The 12,254-nt window shown below is 55.1% G+C and carries 12 protein-coding genes; 5 read left to right on the top strand and 7 right to left on the bottom strand.

Annotated features, from left to right (window positions below):
- The first annotated feature begins 135 nt into the window (after positions 1–135).
- On the top strand, positions 136–1,719 hold the full coding sequence (gene malX, locus ACRDCA_RS10860; RefSeq protein ID WP_438689519.1) for a maltose/glucose-specific PTS transporter subunit IIBC: 1,584 nt from the start codon (positions 136–138) through the stop codon (positions 1,717–1,719).
- A 45-nt stretch (positions 1,720–1,764) separates the two neighbouring features.
- Positions 1,765–2,946 (top strand): MalY/PatB family protein, encoded by a 1,182-nt coding sequence (locus ACRDCA_RS10865; protein WP_438689520.1) that lies wholly within the window; start codon positions 1,765–1,767, stop codon positions 2,944–2,946.
- A gap of 38 nt (positions 2,947–2,984) precedes the next feature.
- Here the strand turns inward: ACRDCA_RS10865 and ACRDCA_RS10870 are convergent, their stop codons facing one another.
- Positions 2,985–3,575, bottom strand: coding sequence for an NUDIX domain-containing protein (locus ACRDCA_RS10870; protein WP_438690139.1), 591 nt, complete (start codon positions 3,573–3,575; stop codon positions 2,985–2,987).
- A gap of 100 nt (positions 3,576–3,675) precedes the next feature.
- Between ACRDCA_RS10870 and ACRDCA_RS10875 the strand changes: the two genes are divergently transcribed.
- On the top strand, positions 3,676–4,431 hold the full coding sequence (locus ACRDCA_RS10875; RefSeq protein WP_438689521.1) for a DeoR/GlpR family DNA-binding transcription regulator: 756 nt from the start codon (positions 3,676–3,678) through the stop codon (positions 4,429–4,431).
- Between the two features lie 165 nt (positions 4,432–4,596).
- On the top strand, positions 4,597–5,595 hold the full coding sequence (gene add, locus ACRDCA_RS10880; protein ID WP_438689522.1) for an adenosine deaminase: 999 nt from the start codon (positions 4,597–4,599) through the stop codon (positions 5,593–5,595).
- Positions 5,596–5,641: 46 nt separating this feature from the next.
- On the opposite strand, the gene ACRDCA_RS10885 is transcribed toward add, so the two are convergent.
- From ACRDCA_RS10885 to ACRDCA_RS10900, 4 genes are all read right to left on the bottom strand, one after another.
- Entirely contained in the window at positions 5,642–5,947 is a 306-nt protein-coding gene (locus ACRDCA_RS10885; protein WP_438689523.1) for an NIPSNAP family protein, read from the bottom strand.
- A gap of 20 nt (positions 5,948–5,967) precedes the next feature.
- Entirely contained in the window at positions 5,968–6,960 is a 993-nt protein-coding gene (locus ACRDCA_RS10890; RefSeq protein WP_438689524.1) for a bile acid:sodium symporter family protein, read from the bottom strand.
- A gap of 74 nt (positions 6,961–7,034) precedes the next feature.
- Positions 7,035–8,075, bottom strand: coding sequence for an oxidoreductase (locus tag ACRDCA_RS10895; protein WP_438689525.1), 1,041 nt, complete (start codon positions 8,073–8,075; stop codon positions 7,035–7,037).
- Between the two features lie 220 nt (positions 8,076–8,295).
- Positions 8,296–9,504 carry an RNA-guided endonuclease InsQ/TnpB family protein gene (locus ACRDCA_RS10900; protein WP_438689526.1) on the bottom strand — a complete coding sequence of 403 codons (1,209 nt, stop codon included), beginning with the start codon at positions 9,502–9,504 and terminating at the stop codon, positions 8,296–8,298.
- 22 nt (positions 9,505–9,526) lie between these two features.
- On the opposite strand from ACRDCA_RS10900, the gene tnpA reads away from it, so the two are divergent.
- Positions 9,527–9,946, top strand: coding sequence for an IS200/IS605 family transposase (gene tnpA / locus ACRDCA_RS10905; protein ID WP_438690140.1), 420 nt, complete (start codon positions 9,527–9,529; stop codon positions 9,944–9,946).
- A gap of 140 nt (positions 9,947–10,086) precedes the next feature.
- On the opposite strand, the gene araC is transcribed toward tnpA, so the two are convergent.
- Both araC and araH read right to left on the bottom strand, forming a co-directional pair.
- Positions 10,087–11,004 (bottom strand): arabinose operon transcriptional regulator AraC, encoded by a 918-nt coding sequence (gene araC, locus ACRDCA_RS10910; protein ID WP_025118896.1) that lies wholly within the window; start codon positions 11,002–11,004, stop codon positions 10,087–10,089.
- A gap of 258 nt (positions 11,005–11,262) precedes the next feature.
- Positions 11,263–12,246: an L-arabinose ABC transporter permease AraH gene (araH, locus tag ACRDCA_RS10915; RefSeq protein ID WP_438689527.1), complete on the bottom strand. Its 984-nt coding sequence runs from the start codon at positions 12,244–12,246 to the stop codon at positions 11,263–11,265.
- Positions 12,247–12,254 lie beyond the last annotated feature (8 nt).

Here is a 12,254-nt window from a genome sequence, read left to right on the forward strand (position 1 = left end):
TTCGTATTGTCGCCGCAAAACGCTGTTCATAATTGTGATTAGCGACGCATTTTTACTAGGTAAAACGTTTTATCTTATTTTTACCTAATCGGGTACACACAACATTGCATGCTTTTTCGCCAGGAGTCGTCGGTTATGCCAGCGTCTAAAAAACAAAAAATTACGCTTTGGGAGTTTTTCCAAAGCCTGGGCAAGACTTTTATGTTGCCCGTCGCACTGCTTTCATTCTGCGGCATCATGCTGGGGATCGGTAGCTCACTCAGCAGCCGTGACGTGATCACCCTGCTGCCTTTCATTGGTCATCCGGCTTTCCAACTGCTGTTCACCTGGATGAGCAAGATCGGCTCCTTTGCCTTCAGCTTCCTGCCGGTGATGTTCGCCATTGCCATTCCGCTGGGCATGGCGCGTGAGAACAAAGGCGTGGCCGCCTTCTCTGGTTTTGTCGGCTTTGCCGTGCTGAACCTGGCGACCAACTTCTACCTGACCACCTCAGGTGTGCTGCCTACCGTCGATCCGCTGGTGCTGAAAGCCAACAACATCCAGAACATCCTGGGTATTCAGTCTATCGATACCGGCATCCTCGGTGCGGTGATCGTCGGGATCATCGTTTACCTGCTGCACGAGCGTTTCAACACCATCCGTCTGCCGGATGCACTGGCGTTCTTCGGTGGTACCCGCTTTGTGCCAATCGTCACCACCGTGGTGCTGGGCCTGTGCGGCCTGATCATTCCACTGATCTGGCCTTGGTTCGCTGCCGGTATTAACGGTTTGGGTCGGATGATTAACGGCGCAGGCATGTTTGGACCGATGATTTTCGGTTCCGGCGAGCGCCTGCTGCTGCCGTTCGGTCTGCACCACATTCTGGTGGCGCTGATCCGCTTTACCGAAGCGGGCGGTACGCTGGACGTCTGTGGCCGCGAGGTTAGCGGTGCTTTGACCATCTTCCAGGCGCAGCTCTCTTGCCCTACCACCCACGGCTTTGCCGAAAGCGCCACTCGTTTCCTGTCACAGGGTAAGATGCCGGCCTTCCTCGGTGGTCTGCCGGGTGCGGCGTTGGCCATGTACCACTGTGCCAAGCCAGAGAACCGTCACAAGATCAAAGGGCTGCTGATTTCCGGTGTGGTTGCCTGTGTGGTCGGCGGTACTACCGAACCGATCGAATTCCTGTTCCTGTTTGTGGCCCCGTTCCTGTACCTGATCCACGCCATCCTGACCGGCCTGGGCTTCACCGTGATGGCCTTGCTGGGCGTTACCATCGGTAACACCGACGGTAACATCATCGACTTCGTGGTATTTGGCATCCTGCACGGCACCGCAACCAAGTGGTATCTGGTACCGTTGGTGGCCGCCATCTGGTTTGTTGCCTACTATGCGATCTTCCGTTTCGCCATCCAGCGCTGGAACATCAAAACGCCGGGCCGTGAGACTGAAACTACCGCGACACAGAGCGCTCCTATAGGCGCCGTAGGTAAGTCCGGTTATAACGTGCCTGCTATCCTGGCGGCGTTGGGCGGTAAAGAGAACATCGTCTCGCTGGATAACTGCATTACCCGTCTGCGTATGTCGGTTAACGACATGAGCAAGGTGGATGACGCACTGCTGAAAGCCAACCGGGCAATCGGTGTTGTTCATCTTAATGACCATAACCTGCAAGTGGTGATCGGCCCGCAGGTACAATCGGTGAAAGATGAGCTAGAATCGCTGATGGCCACCGCATAACCTTCCCCCGGGCGCAGCCTGCTGCGCCCTTGCTCGGAGTTTCACATGTTTGATTTTTCTACCCCGGTAGATCGTCACGGTACCTGGTGCACCCAGTGGGACTACATCGCCGACCGGTTTGGCACTGCAGATCTGCTGCCTTTCACCATTTCCGATATGGATTTCGCCACCGCCCCCTGCATCCTTGAAGCCCTGCAACAGCGCCTGCAACACGGCGTGCTGGGCTACAGCCGCTGGCAGCATGAAGACTTTCTTGGCGCGGTGCGCCATTGGTATCAACAGCGTTTCAATGCCCCAATCGATACCAGCAAAGCCGTCTATGGCCCTTCGGTAATTTACATGGTGGCGCAGTTGGTGCGCATCTGGTCGGCTCCCGGTGAATACGTGGTTACCCATACGCCAGCCTATGACGCGTTCTATAAGGTGATCCTGGGTAATCAACGTCAGGTACTGCCTTGCCCGCTGCACAAAGTGGATAACGACTGGCAGTGTGATATGGCTCATCTTGAAGCCCTGCTGGCCCGGCCACAAACCAAGATCCTGTTATTGTGCAGCCCGCAGAACCCTACCGGCAAGGTGTGGACTCAGCAAGAGCTGGAGCAGATGGCAGAACTCTGTGAACGCCATGATGTGAAGGTGATCAGCGATGAGATCCATATGGATATGGTGTGGGGAGAACATCGTCATACGCCATGGAGCCAGGTGGCGACGACCCCGTGGGCATTGCTGACTTCCGGTTCGAAAACCTTCAACATTCCGGCGCTTACCGGTGCCTATGGCATTATCAGCGATGACAGCACGCGTGACAGTTACGTTCAGGCGCTAAAAAGCCGCGATGGTCTTTCTTCCCCGGCGGTGTTGGCCGTGGCGGCCCATATCGCAGCCTACCGGCACGGCGAACCTTGGCTGGATGCCCTGCGCGACTATCTGCAAGATAACCTGACCTACGTGGCCGAGCGCCTCAATCAGGCGTTGCCGCAGCTAAACTGGCAGCCACCGCAGGCTACCTATCTGGCATGGATCGATATTCGCCCATTGGGCATTGATGACCAACAACTCCAGCAGGTGCTGATCGAGCGCGAGAAAGTTGCCATCATGCCAGGCTTCACCTACGGTGAAGAAGGCCGTGGTTTCCTGCGTCTGAATGTCGGTTGCCCACGCAGCAAGGTCGAAGCCGGGATGGATAAACTGATTGCCGCGTTGCAATTTGTCCTGAACAATAAATAGCTCTGAACGCCAGGGGTATTGCGCCCCTGGTTTGTCCCTCATTTTTCCAGCGTGCGGTTTAACGCCACAAATTGCAGCAGCATGATGGTTTTGGCATCGACGATCACGCCCTGACTAATTGCGTTCAGCGCCTCTGCAAGCGACATTTCAAGTACTTCCAGATCCTCACCTTCCGCTTCAATGCCACCACCGGCGGCCACTTTGCTTTGCGCATCGTATTCGCCAATAAAAAAGTGCAGCTTTTCAGTGACCGAACCCGGACTCATGTAGGCCTCAAACACCTTCTGCACGTTTTGCACGAAATAGCCGGTTTCCTCTTCCGCCTCGGCCCGGATACGTGCTTCAGGTGAAGCGTTGTCCAATAATCCGGCTGCCGCTTCTATCAGCATACCGTCGTGGCCATTGACGAACACCGGGAAACGGAACTGGCGCGTCAGCACCACCGTCTGCTGTTGGCGATTAAACAACAAGATGGTTGCTCCGTCGCCCCGATCGTAGGTTTCACGGCTTTGCCGTTGCCATTGGCCATCGCTACGCAGGAAATCAAAGGTGGTTTTTTTCAGCACATACCAATCATCAGACAACACCTGGCTGGCAACAATACGCACTCTGTCTTTGGTGGTCACCATCTGTTCAACCTCGTTATCGCCGGAAGGAATAGTGATACTATCGTGCAATTTCGTGTATGATCAAGATAATTCATGCAACAGCAATAACAAGGGATCCTCCATGCTTACCAGCCAACGCAAAAAAATCATTCTGGAAAAACTGGCTCAGGATGGGCAGGTTGTTGCCAAGCAACTGAGTGAGTTTTTTGGCCTTTCCGAAGATACCTTACGGCGGGATCTGCGGGAGTTAGACAGCGAGGGGTTACTACAACGGGTCCATGGCGGCGCCCTGCCGGTTTCATCCGCGATTGCCAGCTTTGCCGAAAGAAATACCCTGGAATCCGCCGCCAAAACCGCCATTGCCAAGGCGGCGGTCGCCATGATTATGCCTGGGCAGGTGGTGATACTGGATGGTGGCACCACTTCAGCCGAGCTGGTTCGGCACCTGCCGCACAATTTGCAGGCCACGATTGTGACCCACAGCCCGAGCGTTGCGGTGGGTTTGGTCGAATACCCCAACATTGAGGTCATCATGATTGGTGGACGCTTGTACAAGCACTCCATCGTTTGCGTGGGTGCCGCAGCGGTAGAAGCCATGTCGCATATTCGTGCAGATATGTACTTTATGGGGGTCACCGGTGTGCATCCCGTTGCCGGGCTGAGCACGGGTGATCTGGAGGAAGCCTATATCAAGCGTGCATTAGCCGCACGATCGGCGGAAACGGTAGTGCTAGCCTCTGCCGCCAAGCTGAATGCGGCTTCGCAATACGCTATTGGCGAACTGACCCTGGCGCAGACGATCATTGTGGAAGGCAGTACCGATAACGCCTTGATTGAACCGCTACAACAGGCGGGCATGACCGTGATTAAAGCCTGAAGCCTGCGTGGGGCAGACCATCCCACTCAGTATTGTCTGAAACTGCGATCGGCATCGCGATTTAACGTGATTACCATCACTTTTTTATGCAACTAAATGGCTATTTTCATCCATTTGTTTTTATACTGCTCTGCACTTAATCTAAACAAATAACGAGTGCCTATCATGATCGATCGCCGTCTCCCTCTCACCGATATTCACCGTCACCTGGACGGCAACATCCGTGCGCAAACCATTCTCGAACTGGGCCGTCAGTTCAATCTGGCCTTGCCTGCCAACGAGCTTACCGCCCTGCTGCCACACGTACAAATCACCCATGCCGAACCGGATCTGATGAGCTTCCTGCAAAAGCTGGATTGGGGCGTGGCGGTATTGGGCGACCTGGATGCCTGCCGTCGCGTGGCCTATGAAAACGTGGAAGACGCGGCCAACGCCGGGTTGCACTATGCCGAACTGCGTTTCTCGCCGTATTACATGGCGATGAAGCATCAGTTGCCGGTCGCTGGCGTGGTGGAAGCGGTGATTGACGGTATTCGCTCCGGTTGCCGCGATCGCGATATTGACGTACGCCTGATCGGTATCATGAGCCGCACCTTCGGCGAAGCCGCCTGTCTGCAAGAGCTGGACGCCTTGCTGGCCCACCGCGATGGCATTACCGCGCTGGATCTGGCCGGTGATGAACTGGGCTTCCCTGGCAGTCTGTTCCTCAGCCATTTCAATCGTGCCCGCGACGCTGGCCTGCGCATTACCGTGCATGCCGGTGAAGCCGCTGGCCCGGAAAGCATCTGGCAGGCGATCCGCGAGTTGGGTGCCGAACGTATCGGCCACGGCGTTAAAGCAGTGGAAGATCCGGCACTGATGGATTTCCTGGCAGAGCATGCCATTGGCATTGAGTCCTGCCTGACGTCGAACATCCAGACCAGTACCGTCGCTTCGTTGGCACAACATCCGCTGGCTACCTTCCTGCGCCACGGCGTGGTGGCCTCAATCAATACCGACGATCCGGCCGTTCAGGGTATAGAGATTGAGCATGAATACCGCGTAGCAGCCCCGCAGGCCGGGTTAACGCCACAGGAAATCCGTACCGCGCAGGAAAACGGCCTGAAGATGGCCTTCCTCAGCGAGCAGGAAAAGCAGGCGCTACGCGCAAAAGTGCTTGGCTAAAGTCAGCCGTAGGCTCAGCGGCCTGGTGGGTCACTGAGCCTGTACCTCAAGGTAGATACGGCAATACCACCCGGTGGCTCGCCTCAATCAGGGCCACAATCTCCGTACGTGGCCCTGTCAACCAGGCCTGGCTACGGTAGAAGTCATGCAATACCTGCTCCATTGCCGCCATACCGTCAAACCGCCGCAGCAGGTAATAGGCATCGGGATCGTGTAGTGAAATACCGCACTCCAACACGGTGATCCCGGCCTCTTTATGTAACGGCACGCTGACATGCTGCATGATGTGGTGAAACCGCTCACCACTGCCTGCCTGTAGCCGATACTGTAATATCTCTACCACCTGATTCATTGGCATCCCTGTCTGTTGCGTTATTTATTGACCGCAGCCTGCTGCTGGGCCGTTTTGCGCGCATAGCGCTGAGCCAGCACCGCACACACCATCAGTTGTACCTGATGGAAGATCATCAAGGGCAATACCATCGCCCCAACGGCGGCGGCCGGAAACAGCACGTTGGCCATCGGAATACCGTTGGCCAGGCTCTTTTTCGAACCGCAAAACACGATAGTGATCTCATCGGCGGTATCAAAGCCCAGCCAACGTGCGGCATAGGTGTTGACAACCAGTACCACCACCAACAGCACCAGCGACATCACCAGGATCGTCAGCAGTGACCAGCCGTCAATGGTGTGCCAAATCCCCTCAACCACCGCCGCGCTGAACGCGGTATATACCACCAGCAGGATCGAGGAACGGTCGGTGAGGTTAATCAGTTTACGGTGGCGATCGATCCATTTGGCAATCAGCGGACGCGCCAGATGGCCAATCACAAACGGCACCATCAGTTGCAGAATAATCGATCCGATAGCGTGCAACACGTCGGTATTGCCTTCTTGCGTATGCATCAACGCGCCAACCAATAGCGGAGACAGAAATACGCCAAGAATACTGGAGGCCGAAGCGCTACAAATCGCCGCCGCCACGTTCCCTCCGGCAGCAGAGGTGAAAGCGATCGCCGATTGCACCGTGGCAGGCAGAGCGCACAGGTAGAGGAAACCCAGATACACGGTGGGCGTCATCAAGCCCGGCACCAGTAGGTTCATCGACAAGCCTAACAGCGGGAAAAGCGCGAAGGTACTGAGAAACACCACCAGATGCAGTTTCCAGTGGCTCATCCCGGCGACCACTGCCTCACGGGAGAGCTTTGCCCCGTGCATGAAAAACAAGAGGGCTATCGCGGCGGTAGTCAAATGTTCGAAGAAGGTCTGCCAAATCCCTTCACAGGGAAATAACGAGGCCAACAGCACCACCATCAGCAGAACCAGTAAAAACTTGTCGATACGTAGACGTTGCAACCAAGACATCCTGCACAATTCCTTGCCATTAAAACGTAAAAAAGGTTCAGCAACCAGCCTGAACCCTATTGTCGTTGCTGCGGTTACACCACCGGCAGCGCTTTTTGTTGTTTGGCCGATTCGATGCCCAGCTCAATCATTTCCATTACCTGTATAGCCTCGCTGGCCGGAACCGGATTGGCGCCAGCCCCGGAAATCGCATCACGAATGGCGGCGTAATACGCCGGGTAATTGCCCGGAATGGTCAGCAGCGGTTGCTCCGCCAGCAAGCCATCACGTGACAACGTCACGACTCCATCACGCATATCATAGCCCCAGTCGGCCTGCGGCAAACGCTCACCGGCTTTCAGACGGTCTTCCTGTGGATCCAGACCATATTTGATGAAGCTGCCCTGTGTACCATGCACGATATAACGGGCGGTTTCCGCCGCAGCCAGTACCGTGCCATGCAGCACCACACGCCGGTGGCCGTAATTGAGCACCGCATGGAAGTAATCCACCGATTGTGATCCTGGGCGCAGCTCACCGAGATCGACAAACAGCGTTTGTGGCTTGCCAAACAGCTGCAAGGCCTGGTCGATCAGATGTGGCCCCAGATCATACCAAATGCCGCTGCCAGCGCCACCTTGCTCACGCCAGCGCTGACGCACTTGCGGGCGGAAGCGATCGAAATGAGATTCAAAATAGACGACTTCGCCCAACGTGCCGTCTTTCAGCAACGCCTTTAAAGTCAGGAAGTCGCTGTCCCAGCGGCGGTTGTGGAACACCGAAAGCAGCTGTCCACTCTGCTGCGCTTGCTGTTGTAACTGCTGTGCCTGTGACAGTGTCACGGTAAACGGCTTATCCACCACCACATGTTTACCTGCCGCCATCGCCTGTTGCGCCAGCGGGAAGTGGGTATCGTTCGGCGTTGGGATCACAACCAGGTCAATGGTAGGATCGTTAAATAATACCTGCGGATCGCTGACCACCGTCATCGTCGGCCAGTCAGCGTGGACTTTACCAGCATCGCTGCTGGATACGGCGGCCAATTCCATGCCAGACGTTCCCGCGATCAGCGGAGCATGAAAGGTCTTGCTGGCGTAACCATAGCCCACCAGACCAACGCGGATTTTTTCAGACATCTTGTTTCCTCATACAGGGCGATATACGCATCATTTCCAGGCAGTTGAAATGCTACGTCCATGTCAGTTGGGACGAAAAACCCGCTCCCTGAGTGTTGCCGCTAGAAAAAGATGAACTAGAGATGGCTTCGATTTGACACCATGATGCAGGCAGGAACAAGCGCTAAATGCAGATTGTTGACATCCTCCCCGTCCTAAAGGACGGGGATTCCTACAGCGTTCAAACCGAAGCCTGACTCGCCTCAGCGGGTTCCTGCTTCAACGGGCGGCCTGACTGCACCATCCCTCCACAGGCAAGCACGGCATGTCCTGCCGCTAAAATATTACGGGCACCGTTGATATCAGCATTCGCGGTGTAGCCGCATATCTGGCACTCGAATTTACTTTGTGACTGACGATTATCCTTCGCAGTATGACCGCAGCAGGCGCAACGCTGGCTTGTGTATGCCGGAGGTATGGCAAGTACCTGACCACCGTGCCAGAGCTGCTTGTACTCAAGCTGGCGGCGCATTTCATACCAGCCCTGATCAAGTATCGCGCGGTTCAGGCCAGATTTGGCTCGGACATTTCTTCCAGGCTGCTCTGCCGAGCCTTTTGCCGATTTCGACATGTTACTGACCTTCAAATCCTCAATGACGATCATCGCGTGGTTTTTGCTGATTTCACTGGTGACTTTGTGAAGGTAGTCGCGCCTGATATTGGCAATATGCGAGTGAAGACGCTGGATTTTTCGCTTCTGTTTTTGCCAGTTTGCACTGAACTTTTCTTTGCGACTTAATTGTTTCTGAAGCACTGCCAGCTTGCGCTGGCTACCTTTAAAGCTATTGACGGGCTGATAGACCGTGCCATCTGAAAGCGTTGCGAGTTTCGTGACTCCGGCATCCAGTCCGACCATTGACTCTGAGTTGTGAACCGGATCAGCGACTTCGTATTCCGTCTGGATACTGACGTACCATTTACCGCATGACTGGCTGACCGTGACGTTCTTCACTTCGCCAATGACTTCACGGCTATTGCGGTAGCGCACCCATCCCAACTTTGGAAGCGATATACGATTGTTGGCCTGATCGAACTTCACGCCTTGCGGGTAGCGGAATGCGTCGTTTTGGCCTCGTTTTTTGCAACGAGGGAATGCAGCACGCTTCTGGAAGAAATTTTTGTAGCCGCGCTCCAGATCTTTCAGCGACTGCTGCAGCGGTTGTGATGGAGCGTCTTTTAGCCATTTGGTATCAGGGTGTGATTTCCACTCAATGAGCCATGAAGCCATTTTGGTGTAGGGGATATATTTATTCCCCGCTTCATGGTTCTCATTCTGAAGTGCCAGCGCACGGTTAAAAACGAACCGACAAGCCCCTGCGAAGCGCCGCATATCGCGCTCCTGCTGACCATTTGGTCTTAACTGGAATTTGAAGGCTTGAAATCGTTTCATGGCTATCATTATACTTTGGTCTATGACAAAAGAAACTGATATTCGCCGTGGAAGACACTGTGTTTTCCTGATGCATGTTCACTTGGTATTCGTCGCCAAATATCGACGAAAGATATTTGATCTGGATGCCATCGAAAAGCTGCGCAGCTACTTTGCCAGCGTATGCGCTGATTTTGATGTTAAACTGGTTGAGATGGACGGCGAATGCGATCACGTGCATTTACTGATCAACTATCCGCCAAAGCTCGCAGTATCGAATCTGGTTAACAGTCTTAAGGGCGTATCCAGCAGGTTGCTTCGCCGTGATCGCCCAGATATCGCCCAACGCTATTACTACAAAGGCGTTCTGTGGACACCGAGTTATTTTGCAAGCAGTTGTGGCGGAGCGCCAATATCGATCGTCCGGCAATACATCGAGCAGCAGCAGCAAACACCAAGTTAGTCGGAAAACCGCGCCTTATATCCCCGCCCTGAAGGATGGGGTTTTACGGCGCACCTGATAACAAACCGGCAATACAGCGAAGCATACGTGATAGGCAACCAAGCGGGCGCAACATGCTGCGCCCCTACAGAGGAATTCAGCTAACGGACCGCGGTAACCAATGGCCGCTCCTGGAAATGGTTGGCAGGATAATTGATCTCCAGGCTACGACGGCGGAAATCGCTCGGGCTGACGCCAACCCGCTTGCGGAACACCCGTGAAAAATAGAGCTGATCGTCGTAACCCACCACCCGGCCAATGGTGGCAATCGACTCCTGAGTGGTTTGCAGCAACAGTTTGGCGCGGATCACCCGCTGGTCTTCACGCCAACGCAGAATATTTATCCCAACCTGGTCGCGGAACAGATGGGCCAGCCGCGAAGGCGAAAGGCAAACGTGACGTGCCACTTCATCGATACGCAGTTCCCCTGCCAGATTGCCGGTAATAAACTGGCAGGCTTCAATCACCCGCGGATCCATAATCTTCTGCGGGCTGAGAGGATCCTCTTCCATCGCGCGAAGCAGGAGCCGTTCCAGCAGGTTCATGCCTATCTCTTCGGCAAAACGCCGGCCTGAGCGCTGGGTCTGCTCAATGTTGGCAAACAAGCGGTCAAATTCGGTCAGCAGTTGATTATTGGGCAACGTCAGACGCCCCACCTGATGCGCCTTGCTGTGCCATTCCAGCCAGTCAGCCCAGTAGGCACGCGGGCGGAAATAGACCCAACGGTGATACCAGCAGTCGCTATCCGGCGATCGGCCATAGTTATGCGCCGCCTTGGGCGGGAACAGCAGTAGATCGCCAGGATTACAGTAAAGTGTTTCCTCGCCGTCAAACACCTTGCCCTGTCCTTTAATGGTCAGGTTGAGGATGTACCCCTTCATACCGCCAGGGCGATCGATAAAGAAATCCAGCGGCCCGTCCGCCATGATCGGCGTCAGCCCGGCGACCAGGTAGGCGTTAAAGGTGTAACCCGGCAACAACGGGTTCGGTTGGGGTTCCTGAACCATGCGATGATACATCTGGCCTCCAAAAGTGTCGTGTCACTGGCCTAAACTTGGCGAAATGTGTGGTCTGTTCCCCTCACCCTAACCCTCTTCCACAGGGTGAGGGGACTGTCCGTGCTACATGTTGACTCCGGTGTCTGCCCACAACACCGGAGAGGGTTGGGAAAGGAGGAAATAGGGATCGCCGAACCGGCAGAACGCTATCTCACCCTCAACAAGTTTACCCATCCGGTAAAATACTGCTGAAGCTAATCGCAAAAATGTGATGTCTCTTTACGCCCTGCTCTTGGCTTTTTGCTTGTAACGGTCAAAAATCACCGCCGCCAGCAGGATCACGCCGCGCACCACGTACTGCGAGAACGGCGAGATGTTCAGCAGGTTCATGGCGTTTTCCACCGTGCCCAGGATCAGGATCCCGGCGATAACGTAAGAAATCTTGCCGATGCCGCCCTTGAGCGAAACGCCCCCCAGCACGCAGGCGGAGATCACGATCAGCTCATAGCCTATCGAGGTCATCGGCTGGCCACTGGTCATCCGCGAAGCCAGAATGATACCCGCCGCGGCGGATACCAGCCCGGAAAGCACAAAGATGATGATCTTGGTGCGTACCACCGGCACCCCGGCCAAACGGGCCGCTTCCTCGTTGCCGCCAATAGCCAGGGTATTACGGCCAAAGGTGGTTTTATTGAGCAGGAAACCGAACAGGATCAGGCACCCGACGGTGATCCAGATCGGCGCAGGCAATCCAAACCAGTTGGCGTAGCCCAGCGCAAAGAAGCGCTCGTCTTCGATCCCCACCGCTTTACCATCGGATATTATGTAGGCCAGGCCACGGAAGATCTGCATGGTGGCCAAGGTGGTGATCAGCGCGTTAATTTTCAGCCGGGCAATCACAAAACCATTGATCAGCCCCGAGAGCACGCCCAACAACAAACCGGCTGCCACGCCGATCCACAGGCTTTCGGTCATGTTGATCACCACGGCGGCGGTGACGCCGGCGCAGGCGATAACCGACGCGACCGACAGGTCAAAATCGCCGGAGGCCAGGCAGAACAGCATGCCACACGCCACCATGCCGGACATGGAGATCGCCAACCCCAGGCCCTTCATATTGATAAAGCTGCCAAAATTCGGCACAAACACCACGCAGGCAACAAACAGCACGGCGAACACCACCAGCATACCGTAGCTATCCCAGATACGTGCCAGGCTAAAGCCGCCACGGTTTTTCACAGAATTGGTTGTCATGCTCGACATCTCTTACT

The sequence above is a fragment of the Serratia sp. (in: enterobacteria) genome (genome assembly GCF_051654945.1).
Lineage (GTDB): Bacteria > Pseudomonadota > Gammaproteobacteria > Enterobacterales > Enterobacteriaceae > Chania.